Origin of the sequence: Acinetobacter sp. IK40, assembly GCF_035615075.1 — a bacterium.
GTDB lineage: Bacteria > Pseudomonadota > Gammaproteobacteria > Pseudomonadales > Moraxellaceae > Acinetobacter > Acinetobacter courvalinii.
This window is the reverse complement of the sequence record NZ_JANBOE010000006.1, coordinates 198144-224768: the sequence shown is the minus strand read 5'-3', so window position 1 is coordinate 224768 and position 26625 is coordinate 198144. Positions and strand designations below refer to the sequence as shown.

At 40.5% G+C, this 26625-nt stretch carries 21 protein-coding genes; 12 read left to right on the top strand and 9 right to left on the bottom strand.

All coding sequences use genetic code 11. The features are described 5' to 3' along the window. Nucleotides 1-75: 75 nt before the first annotated feature. From mumR to MSG93_RS12485, 3 genes are all read right to left on the bottom strand, one after another. Nucleotides 76-987 carry a LysR family transcriptional regulator MumR gene (gene mumR / locus MSG93_RS12495; protein WP_324622068.1) on the bottom strand — a complete coding sequence of 304 codons (912 nt, stop codon included), beginning with the start codon at nt 985-987 and terminating at the stop codon, nt 76-78. 106 nt (nt 988-1093) lie between these two features. Then, nucleotides 1094-2038: a DUF4424 family protein gene (locus MSG93_RS12490; protein WP_324622067.1), complete on the bottom strand. Its 945-nt coding sequence runs from the start codon at nt 2036-2038 to the stop codon at nt 1094-1096. 190 nt (nt 2039-2228) lie between these two features. Next, on the bottom strand, nt 2229-3098 hold the full coding sequence (locus MSG93_RS12485; RefSeq protein ID WP_324622066.1) for a LysR family transcriptional regulator: 870 nt from the start codon (nt 3096-3098) through the stop codon (nt 2229-2231). 197 nt (nt 3099-3295) lie between these two features. Here MSG93_RS12485 and MSG93_RS12480 point away from each other — a divergent pair, with 197 nt between their 5' ends. Then, complete coding sequence (locus MSG93_RS12480; protein ID WP_324622065.1) at nt 3296-4165, top strand: DMT family transporter; 870 nt, start codon at nt 3296-3298, stop codon at nt 4163-4165. A 101-nt stretch (nt 4166-4266) separates the two neighbouring features. Here the strand turns inward: MSG93_RS12480 and MSG93_RS12475 are convergent, their stop codons facing one another. Together MSG93_RS12475 and MSG93_RS12470 are read right to left on the bottom strand one after the other, a co-directional pair. After that, on the bottom strand, nt 4267-5547 hold the full coding sequence (locus MSG93_RS12475; RefSeq protein WP_324622064.1) for an OprD family outer membrane porin: 1281 nt from the start codon (nt 5545-5547) through the stop codon (nt 4267-4269). A 31-nt stretch (nt 5548-5578) separates the two neighbouring features. Continuing rightward, nucleotides 5579-6925 (bottom strand): MFS transporter, encoded by a 1347-nt coding sequence (locus MSG93_RS12470; RefSeq protein WP_324622063.1) that lies wholly within the window; start codon nt 6923-6925, stop codon nt 5579-5581. A gap of 518 nt (nt 6926-7443) precedes the next feature. Here MSG93_RS12470 and MSG93_RS12465 point away from each other — a divergent pair. Further along, nucleotides 7444-8520, top strand: coding sequence for an aromatic ring-hydroxylating dioxygenase subunit alpha (locus MSG93_RS12465; protein ID WP_324622062.1), 1077 nt, complete (start codon nt 7444-7446; stop codon nt 8518-8520). Between the two features lie 12 nt (nt 8521-8532). Then, complete coding sequence (locus MSG93_RS12460) at nt 8533-9477, top strand: PDR/VanB family oxidoreductase (RefSeq protein ID WP_324622061.1); 945 nt, start codon at nt 8533-8535, stop codon at nt 9475-9477. A 41-nt stretch (nt 9478-9518) separates the two neighbouring features. On the opposite strand, the gene MSG93_RS12455 is transcribed toward MSG93_RS12460, so the two are convergent. The 3 genes from MSG93_RS12455 to mhpT all read right to left on the bottom strand — a co-directional run bounded on the left by MSG93_RS12455 (nt 9519) and on the right by mhpT (nt 12093). Beyond that, the gene (locus tag MSG93_RS12455) at nt 9519-10211 is read right to left on the bottom strand and encodes a GntR family transcriptional regulator (protein ID WP_005802836.1); all 693 of its coding nucleotides are present in this window, start codon (nt 10209-10211) and stop codon (nt 9519-9521) included. 123 nt (nt 10212-10334) lie between these two features. After that, complete coding sequence (locus MSG93_RS12450; RefSeq protein WP_324622060.1) at nt 10335-10790, bottom strand: MarR family winged helix-turn-helix transcriptional regulator; 456 nt, start codon at nt 10788-10790, stop codon at nt 10335-10337. Between the two features lie 70 nt (nt 10791-10860). Beyond that, entirely contained in the window at nt 10861-12093 is a 1233-nt protein-coding gene (gene mhpT / locus MSG93_RS12445; protein ID WP_324622059.1) for a 3-(3-hydroxy-phenyl)propionate transporter MhpT, read from the bottom strand. A 248-nt stretch (nt 12094-12341) separates the two neighbouring features. On the opposite strand from mhpT, the gene MSG93_RS12440 reads away from it, so the two are divergent. The 8 genes from MSG93_RS12440 (at nt 12342) to MSG93_RS12405 (ending at nt 21997) form a co-directional block, all read left to right on the top strand. After that, nucleotides 12342-13181: a p-hydroxycinnamoyl CoA hydratase/lyase gene (locus tag MSG93_RS12440; protein WP_171056853.1), complete on the top strand. Its 840-nt coding sequence runs from the start codon at nt 12342-12344 to the stop codon at nt 13179-13181. A gap of 37 nt (nt 13182-13218) precedes the next feature. Next, complete coding sequence (locus MSG93_RS12435) at nt 13219-14670, top strand: aldehyde dehydrogenase (RefSeq protein ID WP_324622058.1); 1452 nt, start codon at nt 13219-13221, stop codon at nt 14668-14670. 83 nt (nt 14671-14753) lie between these two features. After that, a complete protein-coding gene (locus MSG93_RS12430) occupies nt 14754-16640 on the top strand; it encodes a feruloyl-CoA synthase (RefSeq protein WP_324622057.1) in 1887 nt (628 codons plus the stop codon). A 75-nt stretch (nt 16641-16715) separates the two neighbouring features. After that, the gene (locus MSG93_RS12425; protein WP_324622056.1) at nt 16716-17855 is read left to right on the top strand and encodes an acyl-CoA dehydrogenase family protein; all 1140 of its coding nucleotides are present in this window, start codon (nt 16716-16718) and stop codon (nt 17853-17855) included. A gap of 82 nt (nt 17856-17937) precedes the next feature. Further along, on the top strand, nt 17938-19188 hold the full coding sequence (locus tag MSG93_RS12420; protein ID WP_324622055.1) for an OprD family porin: 1251 nt from the start codon (nt 17938-17940) through the stop codon (nt 19186-19188). A gap of 57 nt (nt 19189-19245) precedes the next feature. After that, the gene (locus tag MSG93_RS12415) at nt 19246-19782 is read left to right on the top strand and encodes a DUF3237 domain-containing protein (RefSeq protein ID WP_324622054.1); all 537 of its coding nucleotides are present in this window, start codon (nt 19246-19248) and stop codon (nt 19780-19782) included. A 40-nt stretch (nt 19783-19822) separates the two neighbouring features. After that, nucleotides 19823-20212, top strand: a complete 390-nt coding sequence (locus MSG93_RS12410) for a PaaI family thioesterase (protein ID WP_324622053.1) — start codon at nt 19823-19825, stop codon at nt 20210-20212. A gap of 33 nt (nt 20213-20245) precedes the next feature. Then, nucleotides 20246-21997 (top strand): tannase/feruloyl esterase family alpha/beta hydrolase, encoded by a 1752-nt coding sequence (locus tag MSG93_RS12405; RefSeq protein ID WP_324622052.1) that lies wholly within the window; start codon nt 20246-20248, stop codon nt 21995-21997. A 75-nt stretch (nt 21998-22072) separates the two neighbouring features. Here MSG93_RS12405 and MSG93_RS12400 read toward each other — a convergent pair whose 3' ends face one another. Further along, nucleotides 22073-25324, bottom strand: a complete 3252-nt coding sequence (locus MSG93_RS12400; protein ID WP_324622051.1) for a DEAD/DEAH box helicase — start codon at nt 25322-25324, stop codon at nt 22073-22075. 584 nt (nt 25325-25908) lie between these two features. Between MSG93_RS12400 and MSG93_RS12395 the strand changes: the two genes are divergently transcribed. After that, a complete protein-coding gene (locus MSG93_RS12395) occupies nt 25909-26607 on the top strand; it encodes a DUF1826 domain-containing protein (RefSeq protein ID WP_324622109.1) in 699 nt (232 codons plus the stop codon). Nucleotides 26608-26625 lie beyond the last annotated feature (18 nt).

Below are 26625 nucleotides of genomic sequence, written 5' to 3'. Positions count from 1 at the left end.
AGCTGTGTTTATCACTTGGCAAATAAGCAATGCTTATAAGAATGAGAAAAAGAACTGGAAAATGCCGCCAATCATTTAGGTATTAATCTGCGCATTCAGTCTTTTCATGGCACTATCCGACACCATCACCGCAACGTCAGTTAATTTTTCTTTCAAGGCCACATCGTTGCCATGAATATACACCGAGGTAAAGTGGAAGGTCTTTAGGCGAATCGGCGTATTTAAGATTTCCAGCCGACCGTCAGTGATCTCCTTCAAGGCAGTTAAGGTCGGCACCACAGCGATCCCCAAACCTTGCTCAGCAAGTCGTAATAATGTCGCCAAGGAATAACTGGTGATTGAAAGCGGCTCATCCAACCCTTGTTCCTTCATTTTGGCTTTAAGCTCTTTATAGGGATAGGTAATTTTTGGATAGGTTAAAATGGTATGTGACATTAAGGTCTTAAAGGACATTTGAGCAATCCCTCCTTTAAATGAAGGTGAAGCCAAGAAGCTGAGTTCAAAATCACAAAGTGCCTGTTCAATACATTCAAAAGCCAGCGTCGGACCGAGTAAAAAGGCCATATCCAGATCACCTGTGCGTACGCCTTCTTGTAAATTCGGGGTCAGATCAACTACGATTTCTACAGAAACTTTAGGGAATTCCTGCTGAACTTTCTCGATATATTCCACCAACCAAGTGTAGACAATGGTTTCCGAAACGCCCAAACGAATTGTACCTGTCAAATGCTGATTTTCAGTTAATTCTGCGATGAGTTCAGTTTCTAAACGCATCAACTTTTCAGCATATTTAAATAAGGTCATCCCTTTATGCGTTGGTTTCAGTTGGCGAAAGCTTCGATCTAAAACTTTAAATCCTAAGTCATTTTCAATTGCAGTGATTTTCTGTGATACCGCAGGCTGAGTAGTCTGTAATTTTGTCGCTGCCTTATTAAAACTATTCAGCGTCACCACCCAGTAAAATGCTTCCAGATTCTTTAAATTCACTTTAAACCAAAGCTCGCTATCCCTTTCTTGCTATATAGTATGAGAGTGAAAAGCCTGATTAAGCTACCTATTTATTAATTTTTGTTGCAGTCATTTGCAAATTGACTCATTTCACTCTTACAAAAATAATATCCAAATCCTGTTTGGGAACGAAGTTACGCTTGGTCATCTGAAATTGAGTTGGGTTAATTTTTTCGACTTTGCCATTCCAGCAAAATGAAACCAATTCATTCTTATCACGCTCAATCGTTAATTTAAAATTTTCAATCGGTTTAGCCCAATTTGCCCCTGTGATCAGAATATAGCTTAAAGCGTTAAACGGTGAATTTTCTGCTTTGGCTTTTTTTAAGCCTTGTTTAAATTGCGCATCCATACAAAAGTTCTGATTATATTCATCAGGATATAGCGCAACAGAACCACCCACCAAAGGTTGATATTGATGCTGAATTTTGGTCAAAGCATTGGCTTTAAAGGTTTGCTTCCAACTATAGATCACTTGTGATGACCATGGGATTTCATCATCTTTTTTAAAGTTCGCCAATATTTTCTGTACTTGTGGCTGCTTACATTGTCTCAATTTCTCTTGATAATATTCATCATCATCTTTATTTCTAACCCAAGGATTGAGCATATCTACCTGACTAAAGCCACATTGTTGAAATGCCTCTGTGCTATCTATCATCGGCGACTTATCATCCTTTTGGATAAAAGTACGTACATGCATTGTAGGTTTTATATTTTGACCATCGACAATAATCTTAAAACTTTTTAACAGTGCTTCGGTATGGGCAAAATCCGCTTCAAAGAAATTATCGATACGCGGTAAGGGAAATAACACGGTTTCAGTAATATCGTGCTTACTTAAATTTTTATAAACATAATCAACCTTGATCAGCTTTTTGCTAATAAATAAGTCTTCACTTTGCATCGCTATCTGCGCGTTTTTAAGATACTGAATACCGCCTGTGCCAACATAGCCCGTAGAATCATTGGCTAGACTAAAGGTCGATAATGAAGCTAAACAGACCCAAACCGCTGTCATTTTTTTCATTTTTAACTGCTCTCACGGAACTTGTTATTATGAGATTTTCATTTATTAGAAATCATAGCGGTTGTAACGCCACAATGTGAAATTTTTATCGGGATGGGTGAAGGAAAAGCATTTATTTAGAGCGAGTAATAGCCTTTTCACAAATTAAAGTACTAAAGAAATAGGTCTATTTAAATCCCATATCCGAGTACTAAATCGATACAGCGTGTCTAAGCGTTTTAACTAAAAGATCGTTTAAGTGATCTACAGCTTTTGAGTCACGAGAAGCCTGGCTTCGGTAAACCGCGACCTCCATTGGCTCTAAAGGACCTAGCCCATGTTCTGCTCCAAGAATTTCTAAATGCTGTGGCGCACTACATAGAGTAAACACAGCAATAGCCAATCCACTTTCAACAGCAGCAATTTGTCCAACCAAACTTGAGCTGCTGTAAACCACACGATAACGGCGCCCTTGCAAGGCAAGAGAGTTAATTGCACTCTTTTTAGCTGAACTGGTACTTTCATACACTGCAATAGGCACAGGATCTTCACGCCAAAGCTCAAACTGTGGTGATCCCACCCAAACCATTGGCTCATGAAATAATAAATTACCTTGACGCTTGCTATCTCTGGAAATTAAAGCCAGATCAATATCACCACTTTCTATACGAGGAATTAAGGAGGTGGATTGTTCACAAATGAGTTTAATTTCAACCCCACTATAACGAGGTGCAAATCGTTTCAATACAGGGGTCAGATATTTCACAGCATAATCATCAGGAACTCCTAAACGTATTTTTCCACTTAACTCTTCCCCATGAAATGCCATCACAGCTTCATTATGCAAATCTAATATTCGCCGCGCGTATCCTAATAGCACCTGCCCCTGAGGGGTAAGTTCTATCTGTCTATGGGTTCTGATCAATAACTGACATTGCACAGCTTCTTCTAATTTTTTCAATTGCATGCTGACCGCAGATTGTGATCGATACAGCTCAGGAGCCGCATTTGAGAGTGAACCAGTATCAACCACCGTAACAAAACACGTTAACCAGTCTATTTGTAAGTTCTTTAGATTCATGACAAATCTTTCTATTTGATTTTCGAATAGTATATTCAAGAATTATGCGCTTTTCATTATTTCATAATAGGACAATACTTACCTTATTCAGCAGGCCGTCACATTGATTTGAAGGCTTTTTTCGATAACTTTTTATCATCATTTTTTATTTTAAAATTTAATAATTTCTTAGGAATTAAATGACTAGGAGTGATTCCATGCGTCTCAATAAAAGTACACTTGCTGCACAAAGTGCCACTTCAGGATTTGTTCTATTATGGGGCTGCGCTGCGATCTTTACTCGTTGGGGGCTCGATAACACATCACCAATCGCTTTATTAATTTTACGATTTTCAACTGCTTTAATAGTCCTCCTCTTACTTGCTCTGTATAGAAAAAAATTATTGCCTAAACATGGGAGTCGCAAACAAGTGTTACTCACTGGACTTCTCATTATTGCGGGTTATTCGATCTGTTATTTTCAAGCAATGGCACATGGCGTTACACCAGGTTTAATTGCGACTATTTTGGGAATACAGCCAATTCTAACGCTATGCATCATGGAGAAAAATATACAAAAAACACGCTTGCTAGGTTTATGTATCTCTTTAGCAGGCCTGACTCTTCTGGTCTGGAAAAGCTTGTCTATGACTTTGATTGCACCTATTGGTATTTTGTTTGCACTGGCCGCGCTACTCTGCATGACTTTTGGTGCCATCATGCAGAAGAAGATTCAACAAGCACCTACAGAAGTATTACCCTTACAATATGCAATCAGTCTTGTCGTATGCTTGATCTTTATTCCATTTGAACATTTTGAAATCCACTGGAACTCACAACTTGTTATCTCTGTTCTTTTTCTTGGAGTTTTGATTTCTGTTGTTGCCCAACTTTTATTGTATAAGCTACTAAGTCAGGGAAATATTGTAAATGTGACGAGCTTGTTCTACTTAGTTCCTGTGGTGACTGCATTACTCGACTTTTTAATTTTAGGCAATAAACTGCCAATAGCAGGTCTTATTGGGATGCTCGCAATTTTATTAGGCGTGTTGCTGGTGTTTAGAAAAGAGTATGACATTCAACGTTAAAATGATGACACCTTTTCACCCGATATCTATTTTTTATTAATTTTTAAAGAATTTTCAAACGGTTTCCCGATTTTTAGAAACCGTTTGAACATATTTACTGTTTAAAACTTAAAGCTATAGTCAATATTCAAGCGTGTTTCATTCGCAGCATGAAAAGTCATATTGGTTGGCATATCGTTGCGATAGTGGGAAAATCGAGCCCGCATTCCCAAACCTTTTAACTTGCCTTCAGGAATTTTATAGCCCAAATCAAATTCCATCGACTCTTCATTAAAACGCTGATCGCCATATTGCAGTAAATCAATGTCTTCACCTTTTGCATAGCGAGTCATAAAACGCAGTCCGTTTAATGAAACATCACCTACCTGCGCATTTTTAAAATCATATTCATAACGAACTGAATAGACTTTTTCGTCTTTATTTGAATAGTCCGAACTCATAAAATCAAGCACAACTGGACTTTCAGTTCCCGACAAAAACGGCAGACCAGTTGAACCAAACGACTGCATGTAGCCCAAAGAAAGCGTATGATTTTGATAGTTCAAACCAAATAAACCACTGATATGGCGGTTATCGACCTCTCCTATTTTTTTACCTCCAGTTTCCTCACTGTTAAAAAAACGCACGTCACTTAAAAAGTTAAGTTGATCATTTAAAGGTTGTTTGCCGTTAAAACCCAAAAACTGTTGTTGGTAAATGTCTTTGAGTTCGGCATGATAAGCTCGTAGGCGATAATCCTTTAACTGATAGCTTCCTCCCAAGGTATAAAAAGAATCGGTGGTTGCCGCTTTATCAAAACGATGATTGATATTATCCGTGCCAACATCGGTAAAACGAATCGAGTCGCGTTGACGTACTTCGTCGACATAAAAGCCTTCGAGTTGAAGATTTGGAATTTCATTAGAAACAAAGCGAATACCGCGATAAGTCTGTGGGAACAAACGCGCTGGCGATGAAAATAGGGTCGGCAATTGTGGAACCATATCTCCTAAAAATAGCTCATTTTTTCTGAATTTCGCCTTCCCTGTAATACCTATTTTTCCATAATAATCATCACGCGAGTTGTCAGGATTAACTTGCAATAAGCCACTACGTGCATAGTCATCAGCACGGCTTCCCATCAGGTTAAAGCCTGCCATTGCCAATACATCGATACCAAACCCAACTGTCCCTTCGGTATAACCAGACTGTCCTTTAAAAATTAAACCCTGCGCCCAATCTCTGGCTGCGGTATAGGGATATGGGTCTTTTTTATAGTCTCGGTCAAAGTAAAAATTACGTAGTGTCAGCTCAGCTTTACGGTCTGCAATAAACTCGGCATGCGCAATTTGACTCAATAACGGGCACAAGCATACCCCCACCCATAATGGTGTCTTTTTCATTTTTTATCTCAACTATTTAATTTTTAATGATTTAAGGTGCTGTTTTAAGCGAGTAGTTCTGCTCTTTCTGACTTCGGTAAAAAGCATTACTTAAACTTAAAATCAGGAAAATGGCTAAAATAAACACCACACCGTAATAGGCGTACAGCGTTGCGGGTGCAATCCCTTGATCTAAAAAAATGCCTGCAACCGTTGGCGATAAAATTGCCCCAATCCGACCAAAACCGATGGCATAGCCTACGCCACGACTACGGATTTCAGCATCGTAAATTGTTGGAGAAATCGAATATAAACCGGCTACACAGCCATTAATAAGTGTGCCAAGTAATAACCCCACCATGAGTGCAACACTGACTTGAGCAGAGACTGCGACAAATAGGAAAACACATGCCGAGGTTAAACCTAAAAACAGGCTTAAGGCATAGAAAATTTTCATACGTGATGCCAATAAACCAATAATGGCTGCCCCGAAAATCCCACCAATACTAATTAAAATACCGGTACTTACACCTTGTTCAGGTGACATCCCCATTGAAATAAGAATTTTTGGTGTCCAGCTCATCACGAAGTAAAAGCCAAACATCACTAAAAAGAATGCAAACCAAAGACAAAGTGTTTGAAATCCAAGCTGTCCTGCAAATAATTTGCTCAGCTCACTGCCATTTTGCGTACTGATTTTTTCATAACGCGGCATAACCGGTAATTCATTTATCCCCATACGATTTACAGTTGCATTAATACGTTCTAGTGCCTGTTTTGGTCTTTTCGCGAGTAAATAATCTAAAGATTCTGGTAATAACCAGGCACTGATCAACAGCATTGCAATAGTGGTAACCCCACCTGCCAAGAAGATTGAACGCCAACCCAAATGCTCAATCAATGCCAGTGATAGTACTCCGCCAAGTGTCGCGCCAATGCCATAACCTGTAGACATTAAACTCACTGCAAGACTGCGCCAGCGAGCATTGGCATATTCACTTGCCAATACATTACTACTTGCAAGAATGCCACCCACCCCGATTCCAGTAATAAAGCGAAGTGCTGCCAACATGTCGTGACTTTGTACAAAAGCACAGCCCAACATGCTAAGACCTGCAATCACAAGACAAACCAAGATAAGTAAACGGCGACCGATTCTATCGGCTAACGGTGCGAGAAAAATGGAACCAGCAGCCATTCCAAACAGGCCGGAACTGAGTAACAAACCAATTTGTGCACCTGAAAGTGACCATTCTGCTGACACGGATGGAGCGGTAAATGCCATTACCATCACGTCAAAGCCATCAATAATATTGAGACAAATACAGATCAAAATGATGAACCATTGGTAGCGACTCATGTTGTTTTGATTGATCTCACTTAAAACATCTCTTTCCATTTGTGTATCTCCCAATGTGGATAAGAGATACACACGACATTGCCGATAAGAGCGATTGGGTGGTTATGCATATCCGTATCCATAATGACCTAGAGGAATATTTTTTTTGGAGCATCCTGCTCTTTTTCTATACTGAATATTTGGATCCAAAAAATCAACAATATTTTTAAAATTTAATTAACAACAAATCAAGCTATTGAAAAATATATTTATAATTTATTTTAACTTTATGAAATAAAAAATATGGATCCATAAATTATTTATCCATTTTTAAATTTGTAACTTCAAGAGCTATCCAAATCTAGTATGGGATTGAGAAGTATGGATCCAAATAAAAGCTAATAAAAATTTCAACCACAAAATTTAAAAGAAATACAAAAAGCCTTCAACAACATTAAAATACATACATAACAACTAAACACATAGATCAATATTTTTAAAAAATATACTGCTTATCAATTGACCAATATTTTTATTTACTATAAATTGGATCCAATAAGTGATAAGGAGTCGTCACAATGTTCATTAAAAATGCTTGGTATGTTGCCTGCCGCCCAGAAGAAATCCAGGACAAACCATTAGGTCGCACTATCTGTGGTGAAAAAATTGTTTTTTACCGTGGCAAAGAAAACCAAGTTGCAGCCGTTGAAGATTTTTGCCCCCATCGCGGTGCCCCACTTTCACTTGGCTATGTAGAAGATGGCAACCTCGTATGTGGATATCATGGCTTAGTCATGGGTTGTGACGGAAAGACCGTTTCAATGCCAGCTCAACGTGTCAATGGTTTCCCTTGCAACAAAGTATATGCAGTTGTCGAAAAGTTCGGTTTTATCTGGATATGGCCAGGCGAGAAAGCTTTAGCAGATGAAGCAAAACTGCCAACTTTAGAATGGGCAGAGCATCCAGAATGGAGCTATGGCGGAGGCCTGTTTCACATTCAGTGTGACTATCGCTTGATGGTCGATAACCTGATGGATTTAACCCACGAGACCTATGTTCACTCCAGCAGCATCGGACAAAAAGAAATTGATGAATCATTACCAGTCACTAAAGTTGACGGCGACCATGTCGTTACCGAACGCTATATGGAAAATGTGATCGCACCTCCATTTTGGCAAATGGCGCTTCGTGGTAACCACTTAGCAGATGATGTACCCGTTGACCGTTGGCAACGTTGCCACTTCTTTGCGCCAAGTAATGTCCACATTGAAGTGGGTGTAGCGCATGCCGGACACGGTGGTTACCATGCACCAAATGACAAAAAAGTTTCCTCAATTGTGGTCGATTTTATTACACCGGAAACCGAAACCTCACACTGGTATTTCTGGGGAATGGCACGTAACTTCCAGCCTGACAATGCAGAACTCACCGATCAAATCCGTGAAGGCCAAGGCAAAATCTTTACTGAAGATTTAGAAATGCTTGAGCAACAGCAGCAAAATATTTTAAACAATCCACATCGCAAATTACTCATGCTCAACATCGACGCAGGTGGTGTACAGTCTCGTAAGGTGATTGAGCGACTACTTGCCGAAGAAAATAAAACACCTCCTGAAACATCCGCACAGAAGTTTCCAAACATTCGGATTATTTAAAGGAGTATGAACATGGACGTTATTATTCAGAAAATTCACCAGCTTACCCCTACCATACGTGCTTTTGAGTTGGTCTCGGCAAATGGTACAGCGCTACCGAATTTTGAGGCAGGTGCACATATTGATGTGCATCTAAAAAACGGTCTAATTCGTCAATATTCACTTTCAAACTGCTGCACTGAAAAGCATCGATATGTCATTGGTGTTTTACATGATGCCAATTCACGCGGTGGCTCACGTTGCATCCACACCGAATATCGTGAAGGCGACCATTTAAAGATTGGTGAACCACGCAATTTATTTGAAATTCACCCTCAAACAAAGCAGGCAGTTTTATTTGCGGGTGGTATTGGTATTACCCCTATTTTGTCGATGGCGTATCGGCTTAAGTCAGCCAATATACCTTTCGAATTACACTACTTTGTTCGTAGTCATGAAATGATTGCCTTCTATGGCAACTTAACCGAGCACTTTGGTGACCGAGTCCATTTTCATATTCAAGATCAGCCAGATACCGAATGTAATATGGCAGAGGTTTTAGGCCAAGTTTCACCAAACAGACACTTATATGTATGTGGACCAACAGGGTTTATGCAGTTTGTCATGAGCTCAGCCGAACAAGCAGATTGGCATAGCGATCAGTTACATCAAGAGCATTTTGTCGCTCAAAAAGTAGATACCTCTAACGATGAAGCTTTCACGATTGAAGTGAAAGGTACGGGCCGTCGAATTGAAGTACTACCAGAGCAAACTGCTACTGAGGCATTAATTGCAAATGGTTTTGATATCCCGGTTTCATGTGAACAAGGCATTTGCGGTACCTGTATTACACGCGTTGTAGAAGGCACGCCAGATCATCGGGATCTATTTATGACCGATGAGGAACATGCACTAAATGACCAATTTACGCCCTGCTGTTCTCGTGCAAAAACCAAACATCTTGTGATTGAGCTTTAACAACCGAGTTCCTTTATTCAAAAATAAAGGAACTTTTCACTTTAAGCGCTGAGAACATTTCTTAGGGTTTCACCCAAAATCACCACACTACTGTGTTCGCGCATTAAGGTTTCAGCACGCCCTGCCTGACGATGTACCAATGCATCGAAAATCGAACAATGCTGTAAATGCGCATAGTGCAAACGACGATATTCTGACAAAGCTTGGTTCTGGTCATAGGTAATGGCTTGAGCAGAAGCCATCGGCAATTGGTTGTTTTTTGCTAAGGCTTGGATGAGTGCGACGTTTTGCGCGCCCTCAATAATCGTGTCATGAAAAATGACGTTAAAATGATGATAACGTTCTAGCTCAGCATCGCCAAACTCGTCTGTTTCATTAAAGAGTTTTTCAGTTTCTTGAATGCAGTGTTGCAATGTCTTTTTCTGTTCTTCGCTTAAGCCCTGTTCTGCCAAAGTTTTTGCAGCCAACCCTTCCAGCACACCGCGCACTTCGAGCGCATCATGAACCAGTTGTTCTGAAATTTCACGAACCGTGTAACCACGAGTTGGGTTTTTAATCAGGAGGCCTTCTTGCTCAAGCAAGCGAAAGGCAATACGGACAGGCTGCCTTGAAACACCAAGTAACTCGGCAGTCGGAATTTCGGCAATTCTGGCACCGCCTTCAAGTTCCCCTGAAATAATCATTTTTCTTAGTTTAAGTAAAACTTGTTGTCCTGAAGACATTCGCTGCCACACATCACCAAAAACGTCACTTCGATGCTAGCAAGTTCATTTGTAAAATGAAATAAATTTTCTGTGTGAATCAGTGCTTAAGCATTTCGATTAAGTTTAATAAATTAAATTGCAAACTATCTTTCATCAAAAATTTTTAAGATTATTGACCATAATATCGAGATTATTACGGATTAAATAAGCCAAGTTAATATCAATGCCTTCAAGCATTTTTTCTTCGACTTTTAAAACCACTTCATTACATGTATTTAGCTTTTCAACACCGCTTTCAGTCAGGGTAATTAAAATACGGCGGCCATGGGTTGGGTCCTGTTTTTTCTCAATCCAGCCATTAACCAATAAATCTTGCAAAATTTTGTTAGCCGATTGCGGCTTAATAAAAGAACGTTCAGCAAGCTTGGCATTGGATAAATTACTTTTTGAAGCTAGAACCGAAAGTGCCGTAAATTGCGGCAAGGTAATTTCAAGTTCTTTTAAATGTTCGGTTAAATGTTTACTAATGATCCGGTCAACACGAGCGATCATGTAACTTAATTTCGGCTCATCTTCTGCTTTTTTTTGAACTAAATTTGAACGTACCATAACCTTTCAATCAACATAAGAAAATCTGTAATGAAAGTATGAGGCTCGAACCCCATACTTTCGTTGAAACTTAGCCAGCACCTGAGCTTTGTACTAAATGTACAGGCTGTTTAGGTTTTTTGACAAGAAGTAATGCAGAGATCGCTGCAATTAAAATCACTGGAATGCTTGAACCAATTACAATGGTCGAACTTTGTCCGAGCGAGAGTAAAAACCCTGCCATTAAAGGCCCTGCAAAAGAACCAATACGCCCGATTGCAACCGCTGCCCCCACTCCCGTCCCACGCATTTCGGTTGGATAATACATGGCAGCCAGACCATACAACGCCGATTGTCCGCCCACAATGAATAAACCACAGCCCACTGCCGAAAGTGCAAGTAAGGCAACGTTTGGGGATATTGCCAAACAGCACAGTGAGAATAAAATGCCGAGATAAATCAGCTTAATCACAAAGCTCATGCGTAATTTATCAAGTAAGACACCCATGAGGATTGAACCTAAAATTCCACCCACGTTGTAGCCCATCTGCACATAGTTTGCCTGAAGTTTCGATAAGCCTTGCGCGCCCATCAGCAACGGCAACCAGTTCAACAAGAAATACAGTACAACGAGCGTACAGAAAAAACTGACCCAAAGCTGAATGGTTGACATACGACGTTCTTTGGCAAATAAAACTTCCAAAAATGGCGTGGTTTTTTGCGCTTGACCTTTACGTTGCAGGTAATCATTAGACTCAGGTAAAAAGCGCATAATCAGTGGAATGAGTAGAATTGGCGCAATCCCACCAATATAGAAAATATGACGCCACTCTGCATCACCTGCCAACGACATAGCAACGACAGAAGTAAGTAATCCACCAAAAGGAATGCCGCTATACATAATACTCACCGCGGTTCCTTTATATTTATCAGGTACAGCTTCAGATGCCAGTGTAATCATCATTGGAAGTGCCCCACCCATTCCTAAACCAGTACAAAAACGAATGAGTAACAGCAAACTAAAGTTAGCAGCATAAGCCGTTAGCAAAGACATAATTCCAAAAAGTAAAATACTAAAAATCAGAATTTTCTTACGCCCGACGATATCTGCAAACCTACCGCCCAATATGGCACCTGGTAGTGTTCCTAAAATTGCAGCACTAAATGCCCATGCCATCTGGCCATTGTCCAACATAAACTCAGCCCGCATTCTTGGAGCGGCTACCCCCATTGACTGAAGATCAAAACCTTCAAAAATTGCTATTGCAAAGCATAATAGCAACGTGATTTTTGCCCTTGCAGACTGTCCTAATATCTTTTCCATTGTGTTATCCCTTATTGACTAGTCGTTCCATTTAGCCCTTTGTGTATTATTGTTTAAACACAGCAAAAATATCAGTTAAACTTACTAAAAAATCAACATATTTTTATATTAAATCATCAATAAAATTAATTAATGTTTAGAATACAATTAATTATGAAATATTTATGAAATTTTACAAAAAACACTTGAATGTAAGTTTAGCTGATATTAAATTAAATCCCAGAACAGCTAAAAATCATTCAAGGAGTATGAAGATGAGTTATGAAAACCGCTGGGAAACCGTAGATGTTAAAGTTGAAGATGGAATTGCATGGGTAACACTAAACCGCCCAGAAAAGAAAAATGCCATGAGCCCGACACTCAATCGTGAAATGATTGATGTACTCGAAGCCATAGAACTTGATCAAAATGCACGTGTGCTTGTGTTGACGGGTGCAGGTGATTCTTGGACAGCAGGCATGGACTTGAAGGAATATTTCCGTGAAGTCGATACTCAACCAGAAATTTATCAAGAACGTATTCGCCGTGACTCATGCCGTTGGCAGTGGCAACTTCTTCGCATGTATTCAAAACCAACCATTGCCATGGTCAACGGCTGGTGCTTTGGTGGCGGTTTCTCACCTTTAGTGGCGTGTGATCTCGCAATTGCAGCAGATGAAGCAACTTTCGGTTTATCTGAAATTAACTGGGGGATCCCACCGGGTAACCTTGTAAGCAAAGCAATGGCAGACACTGTTGGTCACCGTGCCTCTTTGTACTACATCATGACGGGTAAAACCTTTAGTGGTAAAGAAGCTGAAACGATGGGCCTTGTGAATAAAAGCGTACCGCTTGAACAGTTAAAAGCAGAAGTGACTGAGCTTGCAAACTGTCTACTTGAGAAAAACCCTGTGGTTCTTCGTACCGCTAAAAATGGCTTTAAGCGTTGCCGTGAACTGACTTGGGATCAAAATGAAGATTACTTATATGCCAAACTTGATCAATGTATCCACCGCGATACAGAAAATGGTCGCCAAGAAGGTTTGAAACAATTTTTAGATGAAAAATCAATTAAACCGGGTTTACAGAGCTATAAACGTACTGGTTAACTTTTGATTCTCTAATGGCAATGTAAGGACACAACCCATGCAAAATGTACAGTTACTTATTCACGGTCAATCTGTTGATGCATCAAATCAGGTAACGTTTGAGCGTATTAGTCCCATAGATGGATCAGTGGCAACAAAAGCTGCTGCTGCAACATTGGAAGATGTTGATCGTGCAATAGACTCGGCACAACAAGCTTTTAAAATATGGTCGAAACTCTCGCCTACCGAACGCCGTTTACGCTTATTAAAAGCAGCCGATTTAATGGATCAAAAGACCGAGCAATTCATTAAAACTGGAATGCAAGAAACAGGTTCAACTGCAACATGGTATGGGTTTAACGTTCATCTTGCTGCCAACATGTTACGTGAAGCCGCAGCAATGACCACACAAATTGACGGAAGCCTCATTCCGTCAGATGTGCCGGGCAATCTTGCGATGGGTGTACGGGTTCCTTGCGGTGTCATTGTAGGGATTGCACCTTGGAACGCCCCTGTCATTTTGGCAACACGTGCGCTTGCTATGCCTTTGGCTTGTGGTAACACGGTAGTGTTAAAAGCATCGGAAGCCTGTCCAGCAACACATCGTCTGATTGGTGAAGTGTTACATGAAGCAGGTCTTGGTGAAGGTGTAGTGAATGTCATTACCCATGCCGCCGAAGATGCACCACAAATCGTGGAGCGTTTAGTCTCTCATCCAGCCGTGAAGCGTATTAATTTTACCGGCTCAACCAAAGTCGGAAAAATTATTGCCGAGACTGCGGCTAAATATTTAAAACCAGTTTTACTTGAATTGGGTGGTAAGGCGCCTGTCGTGGTTTTAAATGAAGCTGATATTCATGAAGCCGTAAATGCAGTCGCTTTTGGAGCGTTCTTTAATCAGGGTCAAATCTGTATGTCGACCGAACGTGTTTTGGTTCAAGACAAAATTGCCGACCAGTTTATTGAAAAGCTGATTGAGAAAACGCGTTCTATTCGGGCAGGTAATCCAATTTCAAAAGACAATGTACTCGGTGTTTTAGAAAGTCGACGTGCTGCAAACCGTATTCAGCATTTGCTGGAAGATGCTCAAAACAAAGGGGCTGACTTACCTTTAGGCATTCATATTGAAGACACCACCATGCAACCGACGCTGGTACTCAATATTAAACCTGACATGCTGCTTTACCGCGAAGAATCATTTGGACCTGTATGCACAGTTCAACGTTTTTCAAGCATTGAAGAAGGCGTAGCACTGGCAAATGACAGCGAGTTCGGCCTTTCTTCGGCAGTGTTTAGTCAAAATATTTCGCAAGCACTGGAAGTGGCTCAACAAATTGATTCGGGTATTTGTCATATTAACGGCGCAACCGTACATGACGAAGCTCAAATGCCATTTGGCGGAACAAAATCGAGTGGTTACGGACGTTTTGGTAGTAAAGTCTCTGTTGCCGAATTTACCGAACTACGCTGGATCACCATTCAGACCCAATCACGTCATTACCCGATTTAGTCAGGCTAATGCGGACAACAACAGATTAAATAAAAATTGCATGATGCAAAAAATTAAAGCGCAGTGATGCGCTTCCCCATGGAGTGAAAGAAATGCAAATGAATGCCACTCAATCACAAGACCGCGAACGGTTCGTAAAATTAGGGCAACATGATATTCATTATCACCATAAAGATGACACGCTCTATATCAGCCCAAAAGAGCAATTAAAACCGTATCCACAAAAACTGACAGATCGGTTAATTCATTTTGCACAAACCAAGCCCGACCATATTTTTGCAGCAAAACGCAATGCTCAAGGTGAATGGGTTAAACTGAGTTATGCAGAAGTTTTACAACGTGCATGGCACATTGCTCAGGCATTACATGAACGTAAGTTAAGCAAAGAAAGACCTCTGGTCATTTTAAGTGGTAATGATCTCGAACATTTAACACTGTCTATGGCTGCCATGCTGGCAGGCGTGCCTTTCTCGGCGATTTCACCCGCCTACTCTCTGATTTCCCAAGACTTTGGCAAACTTAAACATGTGTTTGAAGTGCTGACACCGGGTATGGTCTATGCCAACGATGGACAAACCTTCGCCAAAGCTATTCAGGCATGTATTACGCCTGATATTGAAGTGGTGACCAATAAAGGGATTGTGGGTGATCAGATCTGCACGTCTTTTCAATCGCTATTAGATACGCCTGTTTCAAATGTTCAAGAGTTTTATCAAACCCTTGATGAAAACCAAATTGCTAAATTCTTATTTACGTCAGGTTCAACCAAATTGCCTAAAGCTGTACCAACCACGCATTTAATGTTGTGTGTGAATCAGCAAATGTTATTACAGACTTTCCCTGAGTTTGAAGAAATACCACCTGTCCTACTCGACTGGCTGTCTTGGCACCATACATTTGGTGGTAGTCACAATGTCGGCATTGCGCTCTATAACGGTGGCACCATTTACATTGATGACGGCAAACCCGTTGCAGGAAAATTTGACGAAACCATTCGTAATCTGAAAGAAATTTCTCCAACCGTTTATTTAAATGTGCCAAAAGGTTGGGAAGAACTCACCGAAGCTTTAGAAAAAGATGAAGAATTAAGAGACCGCTTTTTTGCCAAAGTTAAAATTTTATTCTTTGCAGGTGCAGCGCTTTCAGAAGCGGGCTGGAACAGACTCGATAAAATTGCTCAGCAACATTGCGGAGAAAAAATTCGCATTATGAGCGGATTGGGCATGACTGAAACTGCTCCCTCTTGCGCTTTTACCACTGGCCCACGTGTGATGGCTGGCTTTATTGGTTACCCGGCTCCGGGATGCGAAATCAAGTTGGTTCCATGTGGTGACAAACTTGAGTTTTGTGTTCGTGGCAAACATGTCATGAAAGGTTATTGGCGTTTAAAGGCAGACCAGCAAAGCACTGTGTTTGACGATGAAGGCTTTTTCCATACTGGCGATGCTGTTCGTTTGGTCGATGTGAATGATCCAACTAAAGGTCTGATGTACGACGGACGAATTGCCGAAGATTTTAAACTCAATACAGGTACTTTTGTGAATGTGGGCACACTACGCAACAAAGTACTCATTCAAGGTAATTTACTGATTCAAGATGTTTGTATTACAGGTTCAAACCTGAATGCGGTTGGTTTTTTGATTTTTCCAAAACTAGATGCTTGTGCTCAACAAGCTGGCATTAAGCTGGGCGAACATTCTCCAGCAGAGATACTACAGCATCCTAAAGTCCAGCAATGGTTCCGCCAATTTTTAACGACCTTTAATAAAGATGCGACCGGTAGCTCAAATACAGTCTCAATGCTTTATTTAATGACCGAGCCACCTCAACTCGATGCAGGTGAAGTGACCGATAAAGGCAACCTCAATCAAGGCAATATTACCAAGCGTCGAGCCGCTTTAATTGATGAACTTTATCAAAAGCAGGCCGAAAACCCACTGATTATTCGGGTGCCTACCTTAAAGCAATAAGCAATTGAAATAGAAAAGCAAGCTCAAACTTTGGTTTGGGCCTTAGCCTCACTTTTGCCTAAAAAAAGGTTCAACATGCCACACGATACAGAATTTGAACTATTTCGGGACAGCTATCGCAGGTTCTTAAAAGAACAGGTTGCTCCTTACTACGAACAATGGGAACACGATGGCCTTATCCCACGTGACCTATGGCTTCGTCTTGGGGAAAATGGCTTTTTGTGCGTCGATGTACCCGAAGAATATGGTGGCTACGGTGCTCCAGTTCATTACTCACTCATGCTGGTTCAAGAAACGGCTCAAGCGGGTTTTGCATCTTTGGCGGTTGCCATTGGCGGGCAAAATGAGTTGGTCTCTCCTTACCTGCAAAATATTGGATCCGAAGTGCAAAAACGTTATTGGTTACCGAAAATGGTGACAGGCGAAGTTGTCACTGCAATTGCCATGACCGAAGCCAATGCTGGTTCAGACTTACAGGCCATACGCACTCAAGCCATTTTAGAAAATGACCACTATCGTATTAATGGTTCAAAAACTTTTATTTCAAATGGTTTGCATGCCGATCTGATCGTTTTAGTAACAAAAACCGATCCGCAAGCCAAAGCAAAAGGCATTTCCATTTTTTTAGTCGACTCTGCGTTAGACGGCGTTAAAAAAGGCCGTTCATTACAAAAAATCGGGCTACATGCTCAAGATACAGCCGAACTATTTTTTGATGATGTTTATGTGTCTACAACTCAGCGTTTGGGTGAAGAAGGACAAGGCTTTACTTATTTAATGCAAGAGTTACCTCGCGAACGTTTAAGCATTTCCATGATGGCGTTGGGGTCAATTTTAGGCGCCATTGAAATTACTAAAGACTATGTGCTGGAACGCAAAGCTTTCGGACAACCGTTAAGTCAAATGCAAAACACACGCTTTGTGCTCGCAAACGCGCAAATCAAAGCAAAAGCCGCACAAGCCTTTGTAGATCAATGTGCAGCGCTGTATCAACAACAGCAGTTAAGTGTCACTCAAGTTGCCGCACTGAAATGCTTTATCACCGACACTCAATGTGAAGTGATTGATCAGTTACTTCAGCTCTTTGGCGGCTACGGTTACATGCAGGAATACCCGATTTCACGCTTTTTTGTGGATGCACGGGTACAGAAAATTTATGGGGGAACCAATGAAATTATGAAGGAAATCGTGGCCCGAGAACTGCTCGGAAAATAATTCGATTAAAAAACCAAATCAGGCAGACACAACAATCATGCCTTGTTTAAAACAAAAAAATGTTATTTCAGGAAGAAATGCGATGTCGAAATTATGGATGTACTCTACCCTTATGCTCTCTGGTTCAGTGTGGGCTGGCAATTTTATTGACAACAGTTCAGTAGAACTCACCACGCGAAATTTCTATTTTGACCGCGACTACCAAGAGCAATCTGCTTACCCTGCTGCCAAGGACTGGACACAAGGGTTTATTCTTAAAGCCAATTCAGGTTATACCGAAGGGACTGTCGGTTTTGGGCTAGATGTACTTGCGACGGCCGGCTTTAAGCTGGATGCCGATGCGCAACATGCAGGTACCGGCAATTTAATCAGAAATACGGTTACCAATGAACCTGCTGACTCTTATGGCGAAATTGGGGTCACAGCAAAAGCGAAAATGAGCCAGACCGAGCTACGCATCGGTACGCTCATGCCAATGAACCCGGTGTTAGTGGCTTCACCTGCTCGTTTGCTTCCTCAGACCTATCGAGGTATTTCACTAACCAGTAAAGATATTAAAGACTTCGACTTACAAGCGGCCTATCTCGATAAAGTGAATCATCGTGATTCGACCGACTACGAAAAAATTAAAATTTCAGGCGTGAATGGACGTTTTAAAAGTGCCGAAACCGATGGGCTCTATTATTTAGGCGGGAATTATCAGCTCAATCCCGCATTCAAGCTCACCGCTTTTTATATGGATGTTGATGATCTGTATCATCAGACGCTGGTCGGTGTATTACATCAATATAAAATTAATGACAGCACCAATCTGAGTTCACAATTACGTTACTACCGCAGCCGAGATGACGGACAAGCAAAAGCAGGCTTAGTCGATAATGACCTGTATCATGCGCATTTCGAACTTAAACATCAAAACCATAAATTTATTTTTGGAACCTTCCAACATCACGGCGACACCGCCTTTCCATATTTGACGGGAGGTGAAACTGGACTTCTGATTGATACGTGGCCGGGCGAGTTTTTAAACCCAAAAGAAAAAGCCTATAGCTTCCGTTATGAATACGACTTTAAAGATTATGTACCGGGTTTACGTTTTATGACCCGTTACACCACAGGTCACAATATTTATGCACCCAACTTAGGCGGAACCAATCTAAAAGAACGCGAAACAGACTTTGATTTAGGCTACACCATTCAAAGTGGCTGGTTAAAAAATCTAGGGTTGCGCGCGCGCTACGCCATATATGACAACAACATGCTCTCTACAGCCAACATCAAACCTGTCAACGAAACCCGTATCAACATTGACTACACATGGAAATTTAAATAATTCAAAACAAGAGGTTCTGTCACAGATAGAACCTCTTTTTATTTCGGGAAATTCATCATGAAGAAAGTTGTAGCTCTACTCTGCGGCATGAGTCTGATTGCCCTGACTCATGCCGAAACACAATATAGCCCGCCACCTATTCAGCTTGAGCCTTTAGCAAAATTTAGTGTTGATTTAAATGCGCCTGTTTGGGAATTAGGCACAACCAGTGATGCTGGTAAGCGCCGAATTATTCCTATTACAGGTGGGACATTTGAAGGGAAATCACTTAAGGGCCGCATTTTAAATAATGGCGCAGATTGGCAAATTGTCGACAGTAAAGGATTGGCAATTATTGATACGCGATATTTGTTAGAAACCGATGACGGTGCACTTATTTATCTTCAAACCAAAGGTTACCGACATGGCTCGGCAGAAATACTAAAACAGCTTGCTCAAGGCAAAGATGTCGACCCGAAAAACTACTATTTCAAAATTACCATGCAGTTTGAAACCAGCTCACCCAAATATTCATGGCTTAACCAGACCGTTGCGGTAGGGAGTGCAATGCGCTTGGGCAAAGCGGTTATTTATGATGCCTACAGCTTGAAATAATCATTTTTATAACACTGATAAAAAGGATGGAGCCTTTATTATGGATCAAAAAACTTTAGAACACTTACCGCCCATCCATCACCATTTGGGTGGACACAATATCCATTGGAATGACAAAAACACTGAACTCACCATCCATTACACAGCCCTAGAAAGCTTTACTAATCCACGCGGCACCATTGAAGGCGGCATGGTCTGCGCCATGCTTGATGACGTGATGGGGCTTTTTGCATTTCTTGCAAATGACAGTAAACCAGCTACTACCATTAACTTAACCATGGATTTTTTAAGGCCCTGTGCTGTGGGCGAAGTCATTACAAAATGCCGATTCATTAAACAAGGCAAAACCGTACTTAATCTTGAAAGTGAAGCTTGGCAAAACAACAAAATGATTGCACGAAGCACAGCTAATTTTTTGGTTTTAGATTAATTACAACCATTCATTCAATAAGGATATGAATCAATGAATGACACCAACAATAAACGAATTTTGATGCATTCCGCTGTAGTGCTTGCCATGCTTGGCGCTTTGGCAGGCTGTGGAAGTGATAATGATGACACAACGGTTCCCTCAACAACCAAACCACCGCAGTTGTCTCCTGCTGTTGGCGTAAAAATGACAGGAAGCTGTTCAGACTTACTCGGATTTCAATACAACAATACAGTCATTAGCTCAGCTACCCTTCAAGAAGCAGGCACATTGACTGTCGCCAACAAACCGATTGGCACACATTGTTTGGTTAAAGGTTATATGGACCAACGTGTAAGTCCTATCGATGGACAAACCTATCAAATTGGTTTTGAAATGCGCTTACCTGTTGATTGGAATGGCCGTTTTCTCTATCAAGGCAATGGTGGAACCGATGGTAACTTAGTCCCTGCAACGGGTCAGGTCGGCAGCGGTGGTCCACTGACCAATGCCCTACATGATGGCTTTGCGGTTATTTCTTCCGATGCCGGGCATAATGCTTCACAAAATCCAATGTTTGGTTTAGACCCTCAAGCCAGAATCAACTACGGCTACGGTGCGATTACCAAACTCACGCCTATGGCAAAAAACCTAATTAAAGCCGCATATGGTAAATTGCCAGACCGCTCATATGCAGGTGGTACATCTAATGGTGGGCGTCATGCCATGATTGCCGCAACCCGTTTGGGCGACCAATATGACGGAATTTTAGCAAGTACACCGGGTTTTCACCTACCTCGTGCAGCCGCGGCTCAACTCTACACAGCACAACAGCTCCGTCGTGTCGCAACAGATGAAAATGACTTAAGTACCGCTCTTACCCTTTCAGAGCGTAAAGTTTTAGCAAAAGCGATTTTAGATCGATGCGATGCTTTGGATGGTGTTGCAGATGGCTTGGTACAAGATGTTGAGGCTTGCCGTACGGCTCTTGATATTCACAAAGATGTACCCGTTTGCTCAAGCACAAGAGATGGCACGTGTTTAAGCGCCGAACAAATTGATGTATTAGCCAACATTTACCACGGTCCTGTAAATTCGGCTGGACAAGCGCTCTATGCAACCCAGCCTTTCGACCCCGGTTTAATCGGCAGTAACTGGGCAAGCTGGAAATTCGAGTCTTCGGTGGGAACAGCGCGTGACCCAGTTGCAGTCGGTATTCTTTTTCAGGTTCCACCCGACCCAACTGTGACTCAAAACTCTAGACAATTTGCCTTTAATTTTAACTTCGATACCGACTATCCAAAACTCTCGGCAACCAATGATGTGTATACCGAAAGTTCCATGTCATTCATGATGCCGCCCGATGAACTGAATCTAGATAAACTGCGTAATCACGGTGGAAAAATAATTGTGGTACAAGGCACAGCAGATGGCGTTTTCTCTGTAGATGACACCCAAAATTGGTATGATCAACTGCTACAACACTATAAAAATGATGCAAAAGGTACAGCACCTGAATTCGCACGTTTCTTTAGAGTTCCGGGCATGAACCATTCCCGTGGTGGCATTGCAACCGACCAATTTGATGCTTTAACCACTTTAGTCAACTGGGTCGAATATGGCCAAGCACCTGACAAAATCATTGCCACTGCACGCGGTGCAGGTAATCCGAGTGGTCAAGTGAATACTGAGCTTCCTCAAGATTGGGCACCAGATCGTACCCGTCCACTTTGTCCTTACCCACTGATTGCCCGTTACAATGGTCAAGGTGATAGCGAAAAAGCTGAAAACTTTAGTTGTAAATAAGTCCATTGGAACTAAAAGAGAGCTTATTTAAGCTCTTTTTTAGCTTTAAGAATGACGGTTCTTAATGACTATAAGTTATTCCAACTCAATTGATCTATTAGTGATATTGACTGTTTTTACTGGCATAGCATCAAACAAAGTCGAAAAGTAATTCATTTTAGACCAAGTATGAATATTACCGATGACATATAAACGACTCTTAGCTCTAGTTACAGCAACATTTAACAGATTAGGGCTTGAGGAAGCCCAAGCTCTGGCCCCCTCGCCTTGATCCTTACACGTTCCTAATACAAGAAACACAATCTCAGCTTCTTTCCCTTGAAAGGTATGCACAGTGCCACATTCAATACCTGTTAGTCTTTCTTCTCTAATACGCTTTTTACAAGCTTGGATAACTTTTCTAAAAGGAGAAATGACATATACTTTGATTCTTGACTGATCAGCTGATTTTTTTTGATTTGCTTCAAGCTTTCTTAATGAATAGATCAATACATTAAGTTCTTCATAATTAACAGGATGAATAGAATCTACTGAATCCACATTGAGCCATGAACTAGCACCAATGTCATAAGCAATCTCTGTCACTTTAGGGTTTCCAAGGTTATCGACACGACCTTGCACCATTTGCCCTGCATAAGCAATATTATTTGCGATTGAGAACATCGGATCGTCACATCGACGATGTGTCCTTAAGGGCATACCCGTCCAGATTCTTGATAGTTCATTTACATTACCATCACCAATCCATGAACCAAATTGTGTTATTCGATCAGCAATCGTTTGTACCGACTCAAATACCGGGGACCAAGAGATATCTACATTATTTTGTTTGCACAGGACTTCAACCATACTATCAGGTAATGTAAATACGGGTTTTACCTGTAATGGATCACCAATTAAAATCGCTTTTTTACTCCGCCAAATTGCTCCTGCTGCGGACTGAGGAGTAGCTTGACCAGCTTCATCAATAAGTAACCAGCCTAAACTATCTTGTCCCAAGCCTGCAAAAAGCCGACTAAATGAAGCTAAAGTTGTCGATACAACAGGGACAACAAAAAATAAGCTATCCCAAATTAATGGGCGACCTTCATACTCTAATCCCTTTGCATTACCTGCCAGCATTTGTCCAACCATTCTCAAATTGCTTAAGAACCTCTTGGCATTAGATAAAATCGTTAGCTTATGCAGTTGCATTGATTTAATAAAAATACGGGCCCTCAGATCATCTATGACTTCTGACGTATTTACTGAAGTTCGATGGAGTTCTTCAAATGATAACTTCCATAAATCAGGACCAACAATATTTTTTACGCCTAAATTCTTTATCTCCAATAAATCATGGCTTAACCTTTCATATTCTTGTTTTAACTTGAGAGATTCATTATTAAGCTCTAATAACTCTTGCTGACAGATTTTTATCGCTTTATTTCGTGTTGTCTTATCATCAATTAAGTTTTCATAGTGAGACGTATTTTTTTGCAATGATAAGGTTACCTCATTAATCCGCTTATTATAGATTTCCAGACGCTGTGTCCGAAAACCAAATAATGCGCATAGACGATCCCAGAGTCGAGGTCCATCTGAGATCTGGATTTGCTTTAATATCTGCTGTTTAGACTGTATTAAGATAGATTGATCTTGTAATTCATGCTGTAACTGATCAAATATCTGTTGATGCTCATTTAATACTTTATTTTTTAGTATAACCGTTTGTGATAACTTTTCTCTGTTCTCCCTAATTGCAGAAATAGACACTGAAGCATGCTCTGCTTTCGTCAAAATAGAACGGATTTGTTCTAGTTGCTCAATTAATTCGAGAAGTTCGCGCTTTGTTTGATTCCATTCTTGGCGATAACTATTCACATGGGGAATAGCATCCTCAAGTATTTGCTTCATTGATACAAATGAATCTTTATTACTCACCTCATCGTTATCAGTAACATGATCTTCCTTAAAAAAAGCCCGCGCAAAAGATTTACGATTCGTACTATTACCTAATGCAGCCGCAATGATTCCCCAAGTCGGAATCGTTTTTTGATTTCCATCTAGAACTTTTTGACTATCAAATACCCCCTTTATGACTTCTGGAAAATACAAGGAGGTTGATGCGTACTGCTTTTCTAGTTTACTAAGTGCAGGTAATTCCTGTGAGATATTTTTCACAGCATTATTATTGTTACTACTGATAACAATTGACGTATCCCGTACCAACTCTTCTAAAATCGGTGAGAACATTCTCCCCATGAGTCGAATAGGTTCTTTAAATATAGCTTCAGGCGTAGATAGCGCAGAGATTCGCTTGGCACGCTCAGTAATGACTGTTGCGATGACATCGCATAATAAAGTCGTTTTTCCTGTACCAGGCGGACCATTTACCCCAATAACTCCATCTTGCTTGCTTAAAAAGTTTTGAATATGTGCAACAACAGCTTGTTGTGCTAATACCAATGGTTTATCGGGTGATGTAGGCCAGCGACTAATCGGCAAGTGTGAAGCACAAACAAGCTCCGCCATAGCCTCATGATTTTTTAAAATATCTATTCGATCATCATGAATAATCGAGGAGCCAAGATATGCTGATAATGCTTGTCCAAATGGCTGCTTCGACATACTCTGTTTCAGCATTTGGTCAAGATCATCTAAATAAAATGAATTAAGAAAGTTAACTTCTTGCTCAACTTTCTCTAAATCAGATGGTTTTTTGGGAGAGCGTTTAGTAACAACGATAAACCGCCAATCTAGCCCAGCCTGATCATCCTGTTCAAAAATAGAACGAACTAATTCCGTCTCACTTTGTAAATCCTTCCATGAACAGCGATAGTCCAGTTTTGATTGAGATAAACAGTGACAGCGCTGAGCAAACTCTTCTTTTGCTCGTGTAAGTCTAACATTCAGATTTGTAAGAGACTCTCCTACACTTAAAGCTTGAGTACCATATACATAACTGGCTGGTGTATAACTATCTTCAATCAAACGCCCATTTTCATTTACCGAAAAAGAAGCTAACCAACCAGTACCAGAAATGCGTTCACGCTCTTTATCATTCAACTCTTTTCTTACAACCTTTTGCAAAATAAGTCGGGTGAGATATTCTTGCTCTGTCACACCAATATAGACTGTATGTGTGTATATATTTTTTTGTGTTGGTTGATACTCTGACTTATTCCAAGGTAATTCTTCACCAAACCTTAAGGTGGTGATCTTTGTAAATTCATTACTATCTTTCGCGGTTGGAGCAGATGGTATCGTAAAAATTTCTAAATCTCGCCAAAATGAAAGAATTTGGCTCACTTCTGTAAAATTGCAATTGCTCTTTTTATTATCCATAAAAATTCTCAAAAAAATTATATTCACATCCTTCAAAAGGATTAGTATTTAAAAATACTAATCTAAATAGATATTTAGCACTTTTAATTAAGTTTCCTGTTCTCCCGTACATTGACTTGCGTATCAACAAATGGCAGGAATACTTAACAATGAAAATGAAAACACCTGTCTAGATTACCCCCTAAGTTCTTTAGGGCCCGAGGAATGTTCAAGCTTCCGTTATCAGCTATTCCCTTAAATTTAATCCATTTTACAAATTATAGGAACCTGCTGTCTATACAGATCTGTATACTCATAAACTTCAGTTATTATTCCTCATAGTTTGATGTAATTTTTTAGTGATAACTAAAATTTGCTGAAGAAAATATTTGGTGAATTATTCAATTTATAAAATACTATCTTTCAAAACTGCTCTTTCCGCTCACCTTAATGCCCCAGCACATCTATATTTTTACTTAACTAAGGCAACTGCCTACCACCAATTCATCCAGTTGCTTAAAGTTAATCTCCTCGAATAAATCAAATTAAAAATCTTCAAAAACTCAGTGTATATTACTGTGGATGGTTTCTTTTTTACTGCTGATATGAACAATACATTTTCTGATCACAAGCAAGTCGGTGTGGTATCTACTTTCTCTGAACTGATTAACACTCATTTCCAAGGAGAAATGAATGCGCTTTGCTGGCATAGAAGTCCGGTTGGAGATTTTAAAGAAATCGTGACTCAGCTTCAGTTAAAAGAAAATGTTACCGAAATTTCGGCAGAAGACCTTTTAGCACTGCACCTTTCAGAACAAGGGAATCTAGCTAGAACAATGATTTTGCAGGATATACAGTTATTGACTGATCTTGGAGCCTTACCTACTCTTAATTTAATTGAAAGTTACCAGCGCGATGACGAACTGGATTTCATTTCAACAGATGTCTATTCCTATCACGTCGATCGGTCGCCCATCGCAACGGATACATTTTTATGCACCTATCATGGGGCGGCTAGCGAAATCTTGCCTAATGATCAGGTTGAGCAAAAAATTTTAATCCCGGAAATCAGAGAACAGCTCAGAAAATTACATGACGGGCCGGAAGCTGAATTTGAACACTTCTTGCAAGAATACTTTTTTGATTTGCATTATCAAGCCCAACCTGATGCTCAACCAGTCAATTTAGGGATCGGACATCTTTGGCGCTTGGCTGTAGATCACCCCACCCAACAGGTCTTGCCTTGTGTTCATCGAGCGCCAATTGAAAAAAAAGGCGAATATCGGTTGCTGTTGATTTGTTAAGATAAAACTATGTGATAG